Source organism: Actinomadura napierensis (assembly GCF_039529375.1).
GTDB lineage: Bacteria > Actinomycetota > Actinomycetes > Streptosporangiales > Streptosporangiaceae > Spirillospora > Spirillospora napierensis.
This window is the reverse complement of the sequence record NZ_BAAAMR010000008.1, coordinates 1-17,257: the sequence shown is the minus strand read 5'-3', so window position 1 is coordinate 17,257 and position 17,257 is coordinate 1. Positions and strand designations below refer to the sequence as shown.

Annotated in this window: 18 protein-coding genes; 7 read left to right on the top strand and 11 right to left on the bottom strand. The window is 71.7% G+C overall.

All coding sequences use genetic code 11. From position 1 onward, the window contains the following. Positions 1–63 precede the first annotated feature (63 nt). A complete protein-coding gene (locus ABD296_RS06880; RefSeq protein ID WP_344262684.1) occupies positions 64–324 on the top strand; it encodes a hypothetical protein in 261 nt (86 codons plus the stop codon). A 265-nt stretch (positions 325–589) separates the two neighbouring features. Here the strand turns inward: ABD296_RS06880 and dnaB are convergent, their stop codons facing one another. Next, on the bottom strand, positions 590–3,433 hold the full coding sequence (gene dnaB, locus ABD296_RS06875) for a replicative DNA helicase (protein ID WP_344262682.1): 2,844 nt from the start codon (positions 3,431–3,433) through the stop codon (positions 590–592). A gap of 337 nt (positions 3,434–3,770) precedes the next feature. Between dnaB and ABD296_RS06870 the strand changes: the two genes are divergently transcribed. Next, positions 3,771–5,090 (top strand): MATE family efflux transporter, encoded by a 1,320-nt coding sequence (locus tag ABD296_RS06870; RefSeq protein WP_344262680.1) that lies wholly within the window; start codon positions 3,771–3,773, stop codon positions 5,088–5,090. Here the strand turns inward: ABD296_RS06870 and ABD296_RS06865 are convergent. Then, a complete protein-coding gene (locus ABD296_RS06865) occupies positions 5,032–5,736 on the bottom strand; it encodes a TetR/AcrR family transcriptional regulator C-terminal domain-containing protein (protein ID WP_344262678.1) in 705 nt (234 codons plus the stop codon). The two genes, ABD296_RS06870 and ABD296_RS06865, sit on opposite strands and share 59 nt — an antisense overlap. On the opposite strand from ABD296_RS06865, the gene ABD296_RS06860 reads away from it, so the two are divergent. After that, positions 5,678–7,057: an FAD-dependent monooxygenase gene (locus ABD296_RS06860; RefSeq protein WP_344262676.1), complete on the top strand. Its 1,380-nt coding sequence runs from the start codon at positions 5,678–5,680 to the stop codon at positions 7,055–7,057. The two genes, ABD296_RS06865 and ABD296_RS06860, sit on opposite strands and share 59 nt — an antisense overlap. Before the next feature lie 80 nt (positions 7,058–7,137). Next, a complete protein-coding gene (locus ABD296_RS06855; protein WP_344262674.1) occupies positions 7,138–7,326 on the top strand; it encodes a hypothetical protein in 189 nt (62 codons plus the stop codon). A 33-nt stretch (positions 7,327–7,359) separates the two neighbouring features. Here the strand turns inward: ABD296_RS06855 and ABD296_RS06850 are convergent, their stop codons facing one another. The 6 genes from ABD296_RS06850 to ABD296_RS06825 form a co-directional block, all read right to left on the bottom strand. Next, entirely contained in the window at positions 7,360–8,283 is a 924-nt protein-coding gene (locus ABD296_RS06850; protein ID WP_344262672.1) for a peptidoglycan recognition protein family protein, read from the bottom strand. A 271-nt stretch (positions 8,284–8,554) separates the two neighbouring features. Beyond that, the gene (rplI, locus tag ABD296_RS06845; RefSeq protein WP_344262670.1) at positions 8,555–9,001 is read right to left on the bottom strand and encodes a 50S ribosomal protein L9; all 447 of its coding nucleotides are present in this window, start codon (positions 8,999–9,001) and stop codon (positions 8,555–8,557) included. A gap of 17 nt (positions 9,002–9,018) precedes the next feature. Then, positions 9,019–9,255 (bottom strand): 30S ribosomal protein S18, encoded by a 237-nt coding sequence (gene rpsR, locus ABD296_RS06840; protein ID WP_344262668.1) that lies wholly within the window; start codon positions 9,253–9,255, stop codon positions 9,019–9,021. A gap of 79 nt (positions 9,256–9,334) precedes the next feature. Continuing rightward, positions 9,335–9,931, bottom strand: coding sequence for a single-stranded DNA-binding protein (locus ABD296_RS06835; RefSeq protein WP_344262666.1), 597 nt, complete (start codon positions 9,929–9,931; stop codon positions 9,335–9,337). 40 nt (positions 9,932–9,971) lie between these two features. Beyond that, complete coding sequence (rpsF, locus tag ABD296_RS06830) at positions 9,972–10,262, bottom strand: 30S ribosomal protein S6 (protein ID WP_344262664.1); 291 nt, start codon at positions 10,260–10,262, stop codon at positions 9,972–9,974. 189 nt (positions 10,263–10,451) lie between these two features. Further along, complete coding sequence (locus ABD296_RS06825) at positions 10,452–10,616, bottom strand: hypothetical protein (protein ID WP_344262662.1); 165 nt, start codon at positions 10,614–10,616, stop codon at positions 10,452–10,454. A 256-nt stretch (positions 10,617–10,872) separates the two neighbouring features. Here ABD296_RS06825 and ABD296_RS06820 point away from each other — a divergent pair, with 256 nt between their 5' ends. The 3 genes from ABD296_RS06820 (at position 10,873) to ABD296_RS06810 (ending at position 12,648) form a co-directional block, all read left to right on the top strand. After that, positions 10,873–11,181, top strand: coding sequence for a hypothetical protein (locus ABD296_RS06820; RefSeq protein ID WP_344262660.1), 309 nt, complete (start codon positions 10,873–10,875; stop codon positions 11,179–11,181). A gap of 87 nt (positions 11,182–11,268) precedes the next feature. Continuing rightward, positions 11,269–12,036, top strand: coding sequence for a deoxyribonuclease IV (locus ABD296_RS06815; protein WP_344262658.1), 768 nt, complete (start codon positions 11,269–11,271; stop codon positions 12,034–12,036). 225 nt (positions 12,037–12,261) lie between these two features. Further along, positions 12,262–12,648: a DUF4190 domain-containing protein gene (locus tag ABD296_RS06810; protein WP_344262656.1), complete on the top strand. Its 387-nt coding sequence runs from the start codon at positions 12,262–12,264 to the stop codon at positions 12,646–12,648. A 22-nt stretch (positions 12,649–12,670) separates the two neighbouring features. Here the strand turns inward: ABD296_RS06810 and ABD296_RS06805 are convergent, their stop codons facing one another. The 3 genes from ABD296_RS06805 to ABD296_RS06795 form a co-directional block, all read right to left on the bottom strand. After that, positions 12,671–13,138 carry a barstar family protein gene (locus ABD296_RS06805; RefSeq protein ID WP_344262654.1) on the bottom strand — a complete coding sequence of 156 codons (468 nt, stop codon included), beginning with the start codon at positions 13,136–13,138 and terminating at the stop codon, positions 12,671–12,673. 112 nt (positions 13,139–13,250) lie between these two features. Further along, entirely contained in the window at positions 13,251–14,708 is a 1,458-nt protein-coding gene (locus ABD296_RS06800) for a glycosyltransferase family 87 protein (protein ID WP_344262651.1), read from the bottom strand. Positions 14,709–14,845: 137 nt separating this feature from the next. Then, a partial coding sequence (locus ABD296_RS06795; protein ID WP_344262649.1) for a transglycosylase domain-containing protein occupies positions 14,846–17,257 on the bottom strand: 2,412 nt, incomplete at its 5' end.

Sequence of the window (17,257 nt, the reverse complement as noted above, 5' to 3'; positions counted from 1 at the left end):
CCTCAGATGGACGCGATCGAATCCACCCAAGTTCACCGAAAGCCCCGTCGCTAGAGTCCTGGCGTGGCGACGCGTAAGCCGAAGACGCAGGACGGCATCGAGGACGCCGCGCTGCTCATCCTGGAATGGCTCGCGGAACAGGGCGTGCACGCCACCCTCAGAGTGGACCCCGAGCGCCTCGCCGAAGGACGCCCCGCCTGGACCTTCGCAGCGAGCGGCGGCCCCTTGCCACACGGAATGCGCGCCGACGGAGCCGACGCGGACGCATGCCTGTCACTGGCACTGGCCGTACTACGCGAAGCAGGAGTCGACGTCCCCTATTGAGCGGGGCGACATCGATGGCGGGACCCCCTACCGCGGCCGTGGTCGAGGTCGGTGAGCCCGGCGATCCGCAGATCCGCGCCCCATAGGACGTTGTGCAGGCCCAGGTCCGAACGGCTGCTGCCGCTGCCCCCCGGAGCCGCCGAACGCGATGCGGCGGGCGCGACGCTGGAAGCCGAGGCGTCGGCGCATGTATCGGTCGTCCACGGTGACCAGCAGCCACAGAACCTCCGGCCCGCGGGACGGGTTCGCCGCCGCGCACGGACCGCTACTGGGCCATGTCGACGAATCGGCTGTAGTGGCCCTGGAACGCGACCGTCACCGTGGCGGTGGGGCCGTTACGGTGCTTGGCCACGATCAGGTCGGCCTCACCCGCGCGCGGCGACTCCTTCTCGTAGGCGTCCTCGCGGTGCAAAAGGATCACCATGTCCGCATCCTGCTCAATCGAGCCAGATTCACGCAGGTCGGACACCATGGGCTTCTTGTCGGTGCGCTGCTCGGGACCACGGTTGAGCTGCGACAGCGCGATGACCGGGACGCCGAGCTCCTTGGCGAGCAGCTTCAGCGAGCGGGAGAACTCCGACACCTCGACCTGGCGGCTCTCGACCCGCTTGCCGGACGTCATCAGCTGCAGGTAGTCGATGATCACCAGCCGCAGGTCGTGCTGCTGCTTCAGCCGCCGGCACTTCGCCCGGATCTCCATCATCGACATGTTCGGCGAGTCGTCGATGAACAGCGGCGCCTCGGCGACCTCGCTCATCCGGCGGGCGAGACGCGTCCAGTCCTCGTCCTGCATGGTGCCGGACCGCATCGCGTGCAGCGCCACCCGCGCCTCCGCCGACAGCAGCCGCATCGTGATCTCGTTGCGGCCCATCTCCAGGCTGAAGAACGCGGAGGTCAGGCCGTGCTTGATGGACGCGGCACGGGCGAAGTCGAGCGCCAGCGTCGAGTTGTGCGTCGGGATGCAGGACCGCCCGGCGAGGTACATGTGGTCGGCGTTGTCGACCTGGACGCACCGCACCGGCACGCTCGGGACCGGCCGCACGTCCACGATGTACCGCACCCGCGCGTCGCCGTGGACGGCCGTGCGCTGCCGACCGGCCTTGTGCGGGGACCGGAACACCGTCTGGTGCGGGATGAAGCCGATCTGGTGCATCGGCTCGCCCGCCGGGTCGAGGGTCCGGGTGGCGCGGTGGCCGAGGCCCAGGACGAGCTCGCCGATTCCCTCGGCGAGCCATGCGGAGGGGACGGCGACGTGGACGCGGCCGTCGGGGGAGGTCTTTCCGCAGACGTCGAGGAGGCCGGCCAGCAGCGCGCGGCGCTGGGCGATGGACGCCCTCAGGTACGCGGCCGGGACGTGCCTGCCGTCCAGCACGCCGAGGCCGGCGAGGTGCCCGCGCAGCCCGGGCAGCCGGTAGCAGCCCGGGAAGAGCTCGGGGACGACCGGCTGGCCGGCCAGTTCGATCTGGGCGAGGACCGCGCCGTCGAGGCAGGTGATGGCCTCGTCGCCGTCCTCCCCCGCGCCGAGCCACGCGCCGAGGACGTAGGGGTCGACGGGCAGGTCGGCCTCGGGCAGGTCGAAGGGCGCGGCGACCTCCACCGCGTGGACGGGACGCCCGCCGCGGCGCAGGGAGCCGAAGATCTCCTCGGTCGTCCGGATCCCCGGTTGGGCCGCGCCCCGGACGCGCCGCCGGTCTCCTTCGGCGGCGCAAGCGGTGCTGACGTTGCGCTCGCCGGCGCGGCGAGGACGCGCGGGCGACCGCCCGCCGCCGGCCGGCCACGAGATGCAGGCCTCGCCTCGGGCAGCGGACGTCCGCGACCACGGGCCGGTCGTACGCGTGTGGTGGGCACCGCCGACGAGGGCCGGGACTGCGGTACGCGGAGATGACGGCGAGGCAGCGCTGCACGGTTCCGCAGGGAGGCTGAGAGCGTCCGTTGCCGCGTGAACGGGGTGGAGGGGGTCGCTCCGTCCTGTAGCGAGGCTCGCGGCGACTGGGTACTCCGGCTTGCCCGAGCCGGCGCCGACCGTGACCGGCCGCGCCCCCTCGAAGGCACGTCGGAAGGCGCCGTCATGGTGATCGGAGAGATCGTGGACGCCGCCGCGACGGTCATGCGGGGTGTCGCCCGCGATGGGCCGTTCGCCGTCCGCCGATCCCTCATCCGCGCCGGGACGTCGTGCGCCGTGCGCTCGATCAGCGCGGCGTTCGGCCGGACCGTCGCCGGTGTCCATGATGGTGCGCCATTGGTGCTGGGCGTCGGCGACGATGACCTCGCCATCGGAGAACTCGACCTCGTAGCAGGGGCGGCCGTGCATGACCTCGGTGGCTGCGACGACGCGGGTCGGCTTTCCGTCGGCTCCGATCAGGTGGTCACCTACGTTGACCTCGCCCATCGTCGTCCAGCCCGTGGGCGTCGGCAAGACAGTTGAAAGCTCAATCGCCTTTCCCATCGCGGGGCGGGCGGCGACGACGATCATCTGGCCGGGGTGGAGGCCGTTGGTGAGGGCGTCGAGGTCGGCGAAGCCGGTGGGGCAGCCGACCATCTGGCCGCCGCGGCTGCCGATCGCCTCGATCTCGTCGAGGGCGCCGGGCATGATCTCGCTGAGCGCCACGTAGTCCTCGCCGACGCGCTTCTCGGCGATGGCGAAGACCTCGGCCTGGGCGCGGTCGAGCACCTCGTCGGCGTCGGCGCCGTCGGCGGCGTAGCCCATCTGGACGATCCGGGTGCCGGTCTCGACCAGGCGGCGCAGCACCGAGCGCTCGTGCACGATCTTGGCGTAGTAGCCGGCGTTGGCGGCGGTGGGCACCGAGGAGATCAGCGTGTGCAGGTAGGGCGCGCCGCCGATGCGGCCGATCTCGCCGCGCTTGGTGAGCTCGCCGGAGACGGTGACGGCGTCGGCGGGGTCGCCGCGGCCGTACAGGTCCAGGACGATGTCGTAGATGATCTGGTGCGCGGGGCGGTAGAAGTCCTGGGTGCGCAGCACCTCGACGACCTCGGCGATCGCGTCCTGGGAGAGCAGCATGCCGCCGAGGACTCCCTGTTCGGCCGCGATGTCGTGCGGTGGGGTGCGTTCGAACTCCTGCTCGTGCGGTCCGAGCTCGGTCACGCTCACCTGGCGCACCCCCTTTCTCTCCCGGCCGCCGGGCGCCCCGTCCGCCCATCGCCGACCGTTCATCCCACGTCTACCTCAGGCGTCCGACATTCTCCCGAGCCCACGCGGCCAAGAGCAAAGCGTCGTGTGGACGAACCTGTGGAATACCTGTGCAGACACGCGGGACACGTTGTGCACGACCTGTGGACAACTCTGGGGAAACTTCGTTCGCCGCTTTACCGGTACCGTCGTGAGCTGCGATAACGCCGTCCACCGGGTGTGGGGGAGAGAAAGTCGGCGGATCCGGGTGCTGTAAGGTGTGAACTTCTTTGAAGTCTTACAGAGGCCGGAGTGCGCAGTGCTGAGGTTCCGGGCGAGCGGGCATGACCGGGAAATCCTGCGCCTGGCGGTGCCGGCGTTCGGCGCGCTCGTGGCCGAACCGCTGTTCCTGCTGTCCGACTCGGCGATCGTTGGCCATCTCGGGACGGCGCAGCTCGGCGGCCTCGGCGTCGCCGGTCAGGCGCTGAACACGCTGGTCTACCTGTGCGTCTTCCTGGCGTACGGCACCACGGCCGGGGTCGCGCGGCAGATCGGCGCGGGGGACCGGCGGGCGGCGGTCCGGCAGGGCATCGACGGGATGTGGCTGGCGGTCGCGATCGGCGCGGTGCTGATCGCGGCGGGCTGGCCGCTGATCCCCTACATCGTGGACGCGTTCGGCGCGTCCGCCGCGGTGACGCCGTACGCGGAGACGTATCTGCGGATCAGCCTGTTCGGGATCCCGTCGATGCTGGTGGTGCTGGCCGGGACGGGCGTCCTACGCGGCCTGCAGGACACCCGGACGCCGCTCGCCGTCTCGATCGGCGGATTCTCGCTGAACCTGCTGCTCAACGTGGTGTTCGTGCTGGTGCTCGGGTGGGGGATCGCCGGGTCGGCGTGGGGCACCGTGCTTGCGCAGACCGCCAGCGCGGCGGTCTACGTCGCCGTGGTGCTGCGGGGCGCGCGGCGGGAGGGCGCGCCGGTCCGCCCGGACTGGGCGGGGCTCCGGACGTCGGCGACGGCCGGCTTCGGGCTGCTGCTGCGGACGGCCGCGCTGCGGATCGTGCTGATCGTCGGGACGTCGATCGCGGCGCGGATGGGCGACGCGGAGATCGCCGCCTACCAGGTGGGGTTCCAGGTGTGGACGCTGCTGGCGTTCGCGCTGGACGCCATCGCGATCGCGGGGCAGGCGATCACCGGCCGGTATCTGGGCGCGGCGGACGTGGCCGGGACGCGGGCGGTCACCCGGCGGATGGTCGGCTGGGGCGTGGCCTGCGGGGTGGTGTTCGGGCTGGCCGTGCTGGCGGCGCGGCCGTGGCTGCCGGACCTGTTCACCTCGGACGGCGACGTCCGGCACCTGCTGCTGGTGTCGCTGGTGCTGGTGGCGGTGCTGCAGCCGGTCGCGGGCGTGGTGTTCGTCCTGGACGGGATCCTGATCGGCGCGGGCGACGGCGCGTACCTGGCCGTGACGACGCTGGTCGCGACGGTCGTGTTCCTGCCGGCGGCGCTGCTGCTGTACGGGGCGGACGCGGGGATCGCCGGGCTCTGGGCGGCGATCGGCCTGTGGATGGGAACGCGGTTGGTCACGCTGGGCCTGCGGGCCCGGGGCGACCGCTGGATGGTGACGGGCGCCGTCCGGTAGCGGCGTCGCGGGCCGCGAGCCGGGCGCGCATCCCGTCGAGGAGCAGCCCGAGCCCGTACTCGAAGGCGCCCTCGGACCCCTGGACCTCGGCGACGGCCTCGGCGAGCAGGTCACCGGCGGACGGCGCGCCCTCCAGGCGGTCCAGCCCGTCGTCGTCGCGGCCGAGCCCGGCCTGCTCCTCCAGGACGGCTCCGCCGATGTAGTCCGTGAGCACGAGCATGTTGAGCAGCGCCTCGCCCGGCGTGAACCCGGCGTCGCACATCACGCGGAGCATCCCCTCTATCGCGGGCCCCCGGTCGGCGGTGGGGCGGCTGCCGGCGGCGAGGCGGACGGCGTCGCGGTGGGCGCGGTAGCCGTCACGGAGGTGGCGGGCGCGCTCCGCCAGCCAGTCGTCCCACGACTGGCCCGGACCAGGGGCCTCCGGCCCGTACCCCTCGACGGCCATCATCGAGACCATCTCGTCGAGAAGCTCCTGCTTGTTCTTGAAATGCCAGTAGAGCGCGGGCGCCTGCACGCCCAGCTCGCGGGCCAGCCGGCGCAGGCTCAGCCCGTCCAGGCCGACCTCGTCCAGCAGGCAGGACCGGCGCGTGAAGGCGGGCGCGATCCACGGGCGCGCCGCCGAGATGCTCGACCGGCGCGGCCTCACCGAGGCCGTCGCGAGGGTCCAGCGCGAGGTCATGGCCGGGCTCGGCAAGCCCGCACGCCGAGGCGGAGCGGCCGGCGGACCGGTGGTGCGCGGCCATTTCGCCGGAATCTGGGCGCTGCGTGAGACGCCCTACCCGGCGGCGGGCCTCACCATGATCCCGCAGGACCGGCTCGAAGAAGTGCTCGCCGAGCACGCCGCCGGGCTGGGCGCCGACATCCGGCGCCAGCACGACCTCGCCGGCTACGAGCAGGACGACACCGGCGTCACGGTGACCGTCGACGGCCCGGACGGACCGTACGAGCTGCACGCCGGGCACCTCGCCGGCGCCGACGGCGGACGCAGCCGCGTCCGCAAGCTCGGCGGCTTCGCGTTCCCCGGCACGGACGGCGTCATCACCGGCCACCAGGCGCTCGCCGACCTGGACGACCCCGACTTCGCCCCGCGCGGCTGGACCCGCTTCCCCGGCGGGCTCATGGTCAACGGGCCGGTGCCCGGACGGCTGCTCATGGTCGAGTTCGACGGCCCGCCCGCCGACCGCGACGCGCCCGTCACGCTGGAGGAGGTGCAGGCCGCCACGCGGCGGATCACCGGCACGCGGATCACGCTGAGGTCGGCGTCGTCGCTCACCCGCTTCACCGACAACGCGCGCCTGGCCGGCACCTACCGCGACCGGCGCGTCCTGCTGCTGGGGGACGCCGCGCACGTGCACTCGCCGTTCGGCGGGCAGGGCCTGCTGCTCGGCCTCGGCGACGCCGCGAACCTCGGCTGGAAGCTCGCGCTGGTGGCGCGCGGCGAGGCGCCGGACGCCCTGCTCGACACCTACACCGAGGAGCGGCGGCCGGTCGCGGCGCGCGTGCTGGACAACACGCGCGCGCAGGTGGCGCTGCTGCGCCCCGGCCCGCACGTGGACGCGCTGCGCGAGATCGTCACCCGGATGCTCGACCATGACGACGCGAACCGCTACCTCACCGGCCTCATCACCGGGACGGACGTGCGGTACGACCTCGGTTCCGCGCAGGACCTCGTCGGCCGCTGCTACGCGCCGGAGACGACCGTCCGAACACCCGGTGGCGAGGTGCGGCTCGCCGACCTCCAGCGGTCCGGGCGCGGGCTCGTCATCACCGCGGACGACGCGCACGCCGCCGAGGCGGCTGACTGGGCCGGCCGCGTCGACGTGGTCACCGGGTCGTGCGACCTGGCGCCGGGCGCGTCGATCCTGGTGCGGGCGGACGGGTTCGTCGCGTGGACCTCCGACGACGCGACGCCGCTCGGCGACACGCTGACCCGCTGGTTCGGCGCCGCCCGGGTGCCCGCGGCCTGAAGTGCGCCGCCGCGCGCGGGGGAGGCGGGGATTTTCGGAAGCCCACCCGTCTCCCCCGCCCCACTCGCTACTATTCGAACATGTGTTCCACCCATGGCGAGCGGATGGCCCGGCTCACGCAGGCGATCGAGGACCTGGCGGCGGAGGGCCTGGCCGGGCTGCCGCCCGAGACGCTGGTGGAACGCGTCGCCGGCATCTGGTCGCTGGTCGAGGGCATCGACCCGGAGATCGCCCGCCGCCGCACCCGCTACACGACCCCCGAGAACTGAGCGCGCCCCCGGCCGCGCGACCGCCCGGCCGGGTCACCAGTTCAGGTTAAGCAGTCCCGGCCAGTCGTCGCCGTCATCGCCGTGGTAGTAGTCGTACGGGTTCCCGCCCTGCCCGTTGCCCGGGTCATCCGGCTTCGGCGGTGGCTTCGGCTTCGGCTTCGGCTTCGGGCCCCCGCTCGACGAGCCCTCCAGCCGCGCCGCGACCGCCCGGCGCAGCGTCGGCAACCGCGAGTACAGCACATCGCCCGGACACGAGGTCGTGTTGTAGTCGCGGTGCCCGACGATGGCCTCGGCCGGGTCCAGGTCGTACGCCCGGCAGAGCCACACGCACACCTCCGTCAGCGAGGACCACAGGCGGCCCGGGGCCGCCTTCTTCATGTAGGTGCCCTCGTTCTCGATCCCGATGGTGTGCTCGTTGTTGTGCAGCACCTGCGCGCCGACCACCAGGTCACCGTCCCGGATGGAGGCCAGGCTCCGGTTCCGGCCCTCCATCACGAAACCGCCCCGGCTGATGGTGAGCTGCTGCCCGCAGTCGTCCCAGCCCCGCTTGTCCATGTGGAAGTTCTGGATGTAGCGCGACAGCCCGAACGCGTGCGCGACCGTGAGGTCGTTGGAGTTCGCCGTGTCGGTGTGGTGCACGACGATGTGGTCCGGCGCGCGGCCAAGGATCTTGCCCGGCCGCTTGGGCGACCGGGCCCTCCACTGGGCGCGCGTGTAGACGTGCGGGGCGTCCGCGGTGAACAGGGGCGCGTCCGGCGCCGCGTCCGCCGTCGCCGTGCCCTGGAACGGTGATCCGAACGCCAGGACCTCCAGCAGCCCCGCGCCCACCACGCCGCCGATGACCGACCGGCGGGTCACCGCCGTCCCGTCGCGTTCCCGGCCGGCCGCGCCGTCCCCCGATTGCGCGATCAACACCGTCCCCTTTCGCCCCGCGATGATCTGATCACGGAACGTCATGGCCGCTCAGACGATCACCCAAACAACGGGCGGTTCAGGGACGTTTCACATGAAACCCAGAGAGATCCGGGAGGGGTTGACCCTGTTCTTGTGCAAGAGATTGCGGGGACCAGGGGCGACCCGGACCGGCGGCGCACGCCCGGCCGGAAAGCGGAACGACCCCCGCGTCCGGGTTGATCCCGGTACGCGAGGGTCGTTCGAAAAGCGGGTCGGCGCGCCGCCAGGGTCGCTTCGGGGGACGTCCCCCACCCCGCCCCGGCGGCGGCGCCGGTCAGGCCTCGACGACGTTGACGTCGATCGTGGCGTTGACGTCGCTGTGCAGCCGGACGCTCACCCGGTGGGTGCCGACCGTCTTGATCGGGTTGCCGATCTCGATCCGGCGGCGGTCCAGCTCGGGACCGTCGGCCGCACGCACGGCCTCGGCGATGTCGGCGGCGGTCACCGCGCCGAACAGCCGGCCGTTGCTGCCGGTGCGGGTGCGCAGCGTCACGCGCAGCGCCGCCAGCCGGCCGGCGACCTCCTTGGCGTGCTCGACGGTCGCGATCTCGCGGGCCGAACGCGCCTTCTTGATCGAGTCGATCTCCTTCTCGGCGCCCCGGGTCCACTTGATCGCGAACCCGCGGGGAACGAGGTAGTTGCGGCCGTAGCCGTCGCGGACCTCGATGACGTCACCGGGCTCGCCGAGCCCGGAGACCTGCTGGGTCAGGATGAGCTTCATGTTCGTTACCCCCTGCCTCAGCGCGCGGTGCTGGTGTAGGGCAGCAGCGCCATCTCGCGGGCGTTCTTGATCGCCACGGCGACGTCCCGCTGGTGCTGGGTGCAGTTGCCGGTCACCCGCCGGGCACGGATCTTGCCGCGGTCGGAGATGAACTTCCGCAGCAGGCCCGTGTCCTTGTAGTCGACGTAGGAGATCTTCTCCTGGCAGAAAACGCAAACCTTCTTCTTCGGCTTGCGGGGAGGTGGCTTCGCCATCGTGGTGCTCCTTTGGGAGAGCCCCGCTCACGCGGGAATGGACGTGGAAATGTCGTTGGTCTTGCTGTTCGGGTGCCGGTTAGAACGGCGGGTCGTCGGAGAAGCCGCCGCCGCCCCCGCCGCCACCGCCGCCGGTGGCCCAGGGGTCGTTGGCCTGGCCGCCCTGCTGGCCGCCCTGCTGGCCGCCGCCGCCGAAGCCGCCGCCGCCCTGCTGGCCGCCGCCACTGAAACCGCCGCCGCCCTGGTCACCGCCGCCGAAGCCGCCGCCACCCTGACCGCCGCCGCCGCCGAATCCGCCGCCGCCACCCTGCCGCTGGGTCTTGTTGACCTTGGCGGTGGCGTTGCGCAGCGACGGGCCGACCTCGTCGACCTCGATCTCGAAGACGGTGCGCTTCTCACCCTCGCGGGTCTCGTACGAGCGCTGCTTGAGCCGGCCCTGCACGATCACGCGCATGCCGCGCTGCAGGGTCTCGGCGCAGTTCTCGGCGGCCTGCCGCCAGACGTTGCACGTCAGGAAGAGCGCCTCGCCGTCCTTCCAGTCGTTGCTCTGGCGGTCGAAGAACCGCGGCGTCGACGCGATGCGGAAGGACGCGACCGCCTGGCCGCTGGAAGTGAAGCGGAGGTTCGGGTCCTCGACGAGGTTCCCGACGATCGTGATTACGGTGTCGCCTGCCATGGTGGGGCTCGCTCCGGCTGGTGTGAGGACTGAGCCGGGCTCAGTGGACCTCGGGGCGGATGACCTTGGTACGGAGGATCGACTCGCTCAGGTTGAGCTGCCGGTCGAGCTCCTTGACCGTGGCAGGCTCAGCCGACAGGTCGACCACCGCGTAGATGCCTTCGGACTTCTTCTGGATCTCGTACGCCAGGCGCCGGCGGCCCCACACGTCGACCTTCTCGACGCTGCCGCCGCCGTCCTTCACGACCTTCAGGAACGGGTCGAGCGCCGCGTTCGCGGTGCGCTCGTCGATGCCGGGCTCGAGGATCGCCATCAGTTCGTAACGACGCATGCTGTGTCCCTACCTCCTCTGGGCTGGCGGTCACGGTCTCTCCGTGACAGGAGGGCTCTTGCGTCTCCCGCGGCGGCGCCGGACCCGGATTCGCCGGGCGCACCTGCCACGAGACCGGTACAGGCTACCAACAGTCGGCAGCGTACGAGCCTGTTCCGGGCGGGTCCGCGGTCCCGGGCCCCGGGGGCGCTAGCGGCGGGCGGCCGGATGGCCGCGGGCGCCGCGGCGCCGCCGGTCGAGCTCGGCCATGATGTCGGCCATCCGGGCGCGCATGCGCGCCGTCTGGGTGGTCAGCATGGACAGCTCCTCGACGAGCTCCGCGTCGCCGATGACCCCGAGTTCGCTGGAGTTCATCGCCTCGCCTCCGCTCCCCGGCCCGCGCGGGCCGGCACGCTCTCCCTCACGGTTCGTGCTCCTCCTGGATCCGCGCCGGCGGATCCCCACCGGCGTTCTCGAATCCATGTTCGACCGTACCGGGTGCCGCCGACATTTCCGAGCGCCGCCGCCGGTTGATCTTCGGATCGGCTGGGCATTCCTTTACGCACAGGGTCCGTCCGGTCCCGCGCTCACCATGCGTCCCGCGCGGGCACCACGAAGTGAGGAGGTCCGGATGCCAGAGGAGGTAGCCGGGACGAGGCACGCGACCGCCGGGAGCAGGGCGGAGTCCGAGAGCCACCGGCTGCAGGACGTCCTCGCCGTCGCGGCGTTCACCCTCGGGATCGCCGCCCTCGTCCTCGGCGGCGGCATCCCCGCGGCCCACTTCGCCGGCCTGGTGGTCGGCGTGATCGGCCTGCCGCTCGCGCTCGTCTCGCAGATGATCTCGGCGACGACCAACGAGCGCTGGCTGAACGTGATCGGCATGGTCGGCTCGTTCGTCGGCGCCGGCTTCGCGATCAGCCACGGCGGCTTCTCCCTCTGACGGCGCGGCCCCGGCCCCCGGCCCCCGCCCCGGCCGCGAGGCGCGTTGCGGGGCGAAACGTCCGACCGCGCGGATAACCTCGGTGCCATGCGCATCGGAGCCCACGTCGACCAGACCGACCCGCTCGCCAACGCCCGCGCGGTCGGAGCCGACGTCGTCCAGTTCTTCCTGGGCGACCCGCAGGGCTGGAAGAAGCCCGTCCTGCCGGAGGGCTTCGAGGCGCTGGAGAGCTCCGGCGTGGACGTCTACGTGCACGCCCCCTACACGATCAACGTCGCGACGTCCAACAACCGGATCCGGATCCCGAGCCGCAAGAACCTCGCGCAGCAGTTGGAGGCGGCCGCGTCGATCGGCGCGAAGGGCCTGATCGTGCACGGCGGGCACGTGCTGAAGGACGACGACCCGGAGACGGGCTTCGAGAACTGGCGCAAGGTGTTCGAGCGCACCGAGTGCCCGATCCCGGTGCTCATCGAGAACACCGCGGGCGGCGGCAACGCCATGGCCCGCAAGTTCGACCGGATCTCCCGCCTGTGGGAGGTGCTGTCGGGCGTCCCCGCGCTGGAGGACAAGCTCGGCTTCTGCCTCGACACCTGCCACGCGCACGCCGCCGGCGAGGAGCTCGTCGACGCCGTCGACCGGATCAAGGCCATAACCGGCCGCATCGATCTCGTGCACTGCAACGACAGCCGGGACGCGTTCGGCTCCGGCGCCGACCGGCACGCCAACCTCGGCAGCGGCAGCATCGACCCCGAGCTGATCCTGACCGTGGTGCGGGCCGCGGACGCGCCGGTCGTCGTGGAGACGCCCGCCGCCGGCCAGGCCGCCGACATCGGCTGGCTGCGCGACAACCTCTGACGGCGCCGGGCCCGGCGCCGGGGGCGAACGCGTGGGCCGGCCGCGGACCCTGGCAGGATCAGGCCATACGTGGAACCGGGGCGGCCCGCCGGGCATCCAACCCAGTGACGACCGGCATGGCGACAAACGCGCGATGTCCCGTCACACTGGCATAATCCGGAACCCAGCCCATCAGCGCACGCGCGTCCACCCGGCGGCGGCGCGCGAACCGATCGGGAGCCCCCCATGGCCCAGCCCCCGTACGATCCCTACGGCTACGGCTCGAACGACCCCTACGCTCCCCAGCCCTACTCGCAGCCGGCGGTGCAGCACCACTACTACAGCGGCGGCGGCGCTCCGACCGGCCGCGGGACCAACGGCATGGCGACCGCGTCGATGGTCCTGGGGCTGGTCGGCTTCGTCAGCTGCGGCCTGACGTCCGTCCTGGCGATCATCTTCGGGCACGTCGCGCAGGGCCAGATCAAGCGGACGCACGAGGAGGGCTCGGGCATGGCCATCGCCGGCCTGATCCTCGGCTACATCGTCACCGCCGGCTGGGTGATCTTCTGGATCTTCTACGTCTGGCTGTGGGCGATCATGTTCGGCAGCGCCGCGACCACCAGCACGTACTGAGCGTCCGGGCGCGTGCGCGCCGTCACGCCGGCCGGGGAACGCCCGCCACCTCCACGCCCACGCTCGCCAGGAGCACCACCAGGGGCGTGGGGGTGTCCTGCCAGGCCTTGACCGCGCCGCCGAAGACGTCGAGGACGGTCCGGAACGCGGCCTGGTCGCTGTCGGCCAGTTCGGCCCACGACTCGTACAGCACGACGTAGCCGTTCTTGGTGGGCGTCCAGGACAGGTCGGAGAGGCAGTCGTCCAGGGCGTCCCAGTTGCCGCCGAACCAGTCGGGGAACTCGAAGACCTCCGCGCACAGCCGCAGGAACGCGTCCTTGTCCTGGACGCGGCGGCCGTCGAGGTGGAAGCCGCGCCAGCCGGCCTCCTCCGCCCGCCCGATCCAGGACGTGTCGCCGACGGCGCCGGGGACGGCGGGCGCCCGCCACTGGTAGACGCCCGGCCGCAGCCGTCCGGCGAGCAGTTCGTCCAGTGCCAGATTCGCGTTCACGCCGTCTCCCGCCGGTCGTCCTCCTCGCGGGCGGGGTCAACGGGGCCCGCGTCCCGCCCGCCGCGATCCTCCCCGGCATTCACCTACGGAATCCTCACATCGCGCTGACGCCTCAGCCGGCGGGGGCCGCGGCCGTGTCCGTGCGCAGGTGCCGCGCGCCCCGCCACCGGCGGAGCGAGACCACGTCGTCCGCGCCGTCGAGCACCCCGCCGGCCGGATCGTCCTCCCCGCCCGTCCGCACGATGTCGCCGGACGGGCGCAGGACGTCCCACACCACCAGCACCGCCATCGCCAGCACGGTGACGAACCGGGCGAGCAGCGCGATGGTGTACACGTCGTGGCTGATGCCGCCCTCCGGCGCGTCCAGGTGCAGCGCCGCCGACAGGGTCGACGACAGGTCCGAGCCGGGTACCTGCAACGACACCGACAGCAGGTACCACCAGATGCCGAAGAAGTAAAGGATCTCCCCGACCTGCCAGACCAGGAAGGCCGGCAGCTTGGGGCGCGCCAGGACGGCGAGGGGCAGCAGCCACAGCACGTACTGCGGCGACCAGACCTTGTTCGGCAGCATGAACGCGACCAGCACCAGGAACATCAGCTGCGGCAGGCGGGGACGGCGCGGCGCAGCCAGCGCGAGCACCGCGATCCCGGCGGCAAGCACCAGGAACGTTCCCGTCCCGGCCAGGTTCAGCTGGTCGGTGTCGGCCGCCATGTCCGACAGCCCGTGGTCCTGCAGGACGAAGAAGATCGAGCCCCAGTCGATGCCGCGCTTCTGGCTGAAGGAGTAGAACTCGACCCAGCCGTCCCACGCGAACACCATCACCGGCACGTTCACGACCAGCCAGGCGCCCGCGGTGCCCGCGAGCATCCGTCCCATCGCGCGCCACTGCCCGGCGCGGACGCACAGCAGCACCAGCGGGCCGAGGAAAAGCAGCGGATAGAACTTCGCCGCGACCGCCAGCCCGAGCAGCGCGCCGGCCAGCGCCGGCCGGCGCGACGACCACGCGGCCAACGCCAGCGCGGACAGCGCCACCGCGAGCAGGTCCCAGTTGATGTACGCGGTGAGCAGCAACGACGGCGACAGCGCCACCATCAGCCCGGCCCGCAGCGACCGGCGCCCCGCCGCGTACGCGGTCGCCAGCACCGCGACGACCGCCAGGACGGCCAGCAGCAGCGCGGTCACGTTGTAGAACGCCATCCCGCGCTCGTCCACCCCGAACGGCCGGACGAGCCACGCCACCAGCTGCATGAACCCGCCGCTCAGCACCGGGTACTCGACGTGGTGGATGTCGGAGCCGGTGAACGAGTCGAAGTAGGGGACCTTCCCGTCGTTCAGGCCGCGCACGTAGTACAGCGGGTACACGTCGGTGTAGCAGGCGCGCGTCGTCGTCTTGATGAAGTCGAACTTCGCCGAGGCGCACGGCTGCTTCTGCAACCAGCCCAGCGCGCACACCACGGCGGCCGCACCCGCCAGGACGGGCGCGAGCCGTGCCAGCCGGCCGCGTTCCCCGGCCGGACCCGTCCCGGTCGCGGCGCCCGCCATCGCGACCCTCTCAAAAGACGACGACATGGACAGCAGACTATTGGTCGACGCGCAAAGAACACGCCCGCGCACCGCCCGCGCGCCCGGACGTGCAGGAAACCCTCGGGAAAGCGGAACGGCCCGGAGCCGCCGGGCTCCGGGCCGTTCCGTTCACGCGCTCGCGCTCAGTTGTTGGTGGTCCCGTTCGGCTCCTGACCTCCCGGGTCCTCCGTCTTGCAGGCCTGGTTGTTCGGGTGCGTCTTGCACCATCGCTCCAGGGCCTTCGGGTCGCTCGGCGGGAGGTTCGGGTCGCAGTTGAACGGCATGCCCATGCTGTTGCAGGGCTGGCCCGTCGCCGGAGCCGTCGGCGTGTTCGTCGGGTTCGGCGTCCTGGAGGGGCAGGGCTGCCCGTTCTGCTGCCGGCCCTGGCCGTTGCCGTTGCACTTCGGCGAGTTCGTCGGCGACGGGGAGTTCGTCGGCGACGTGGTCGGGTCCGGCTTCGCGACCGCCCACGGGGCGACGGTGCCGCCGTAGACCGCCGGCGGGAAGGGCGTGATCTCCTTGCCCTCGAGCGCCTTCGTCATGACCATCTTGAACAGCTCGGCCGGGACCGTACCACCGTAGACCTGGCTGTACCCGCCGATGCCGACCAGGGACTTCTGGGTCTTGCCGTCCTTGGTCGACCGCCACATCGCGGCGGCCGTCACGTACTCGGGCGTGTAGCCGACGAACCAGGCGGACTTGTTCTGCGACGACGTACCGGTCTTGCCGGCGACCGGGCGGGCGCCGAGGCTGGCCCCGGTACCGGTGCCGTGCGTGACGACCCCGCGCATCGCCTCCGTGGCGTCCGCCGCGACACCCGCGTCGAAGACCTGGGTGTCCTTCTTGCCCCACGGCTCCTTCTTCACCGGCTTGCCCGCGTCGTTCACGATCGGGTTGCCGTTCGCGTCCGTGATCGACTGGATCACGTGCGCCGGCCGGTGCACTCCGCCGGCGGCGAACGTCTGGTACACCGACGCCATCGTGACCGACGTCGCGGTGATGACGCCCAGGGGCAGCGAGGTGTAGTTGGCGTTGAGCCCCTCGGTGTTCGCCGGGATGCCCATCTTCTTGGCCATGTCCACCACCTTGTCCAGCCCGACCTTCTGGCCGAGGTCGACGTAGGCGGTGTTGATGGACTTGGCCGTCATCTCCTTCAGGTCGAAGACGCCGTTCTCCGACCGGCTGTCGTTGGTGAACGGCGTCCCGTTGATGATCCGCCGGTAGTGGCCGTCCAGCGTCGTCTTCAGGCTGACGTCGTTGTCCAGCGCGGTCGCCAGCACGACCGGCTTGAACGACGAACCCGGCTGCACCAGACCCTGGAAGGAGTCATCGAACTGCTGCGTCTTGTAGCTCGGGCCGCCGTAGGCGGCGACCACCCCGCCGGTCTTCGGGTTCACCATGGTGAGGCCGAAGTGGATGGTGCTGTTGAAGTGCTTCTCCTGCTTCAGCTCCTTGACGGCCGTCGCGGTGTAGTCCTGCAGATCCTTGTCGAACGTCGTCGTGATCCGCAGCCCGGCGGTCTGGACGCGCTGCTTGGAGATGCCGAGCGACGCGAGTTCGGCGATGACACGGTCGGTGAGGTACCCGGCCTGCCCCGTGTCCTTGATGTCGCTCCACTTCTTCTGCGTCTGCGGGAACTTCGCCTTGGCCCTCTCCTCCGGCGTGATCCACTGCTTCTTCTCCATGCCGGAGATGACGTAGTTCCAGCGGGCGATGAGCGCCTGCTTCGCCGGGTCGGAGTCGGAGCCGTAGGACTTGAAGTAGGTCGGCCGCTGGATCATCGCCGCCAGCAGCGCCGCCTGCGAGGGGGTGAGCTTGTCGACGGTCGTGTGGAAGTAGGCGCGCGAGGCGGCCTGGACGCCGTACGCGTCGCGCCCGAAGAAGACCGTGTTGAGGTACTGCTCGAGCACCCAGTCCTTCGACTTCTCGTTGCCCATCCGGACGGAGATCAGGATCTCCTTGAGCTTGCGGCTGACGGTCCGCTTCTGGCTCAGGCCCTGGTAGTAGTTGCGGGCCAGCTGCTGGGTGATCGTCGAGGCGCCGTTGACGTCCCCGCCGGTCGCGGCGCGGTACACCGCTCCGGCGATGCCGGTCGGCGAGATGCCGGGCTCGTTGTAGAACTCCCGGTCCTCGGCGGCGAGCACCGCGTACTGGACCGTCTTCGGGATCTTGGCGAGCGGCAGGATCTCGCGGTTCATGCCGACCCGCGCGATCGTGGACTTCCCGTCGGCGTAGCTGATGACCGACGCCTGCTTCGTGACGTCGGCCTGCTTCGCCAGCGGGATCGGGGTGTTGGCGTAGGCCACCCCGATCAGCGTCGCCATCCCGAGGATCCCCACCGTGACGACCGCGGTGACGATCTTCCAGTTCGGGACGTACCTCCGCCAGCCGGTCTTCTGCGGCTTGTCCTTGCGCCGTCCGCGCCGGCCGCTGCGTCCGCCGCCGTCCCCGCCGAAGCCGCCCGGACCACCGGGACCGCCCGGGCCTCCCGGACCGCCGGGACCGCCCGGACCACCGGGGCCCGTCCGCATCCCGTTCGGCGGCGCGGCACGGCG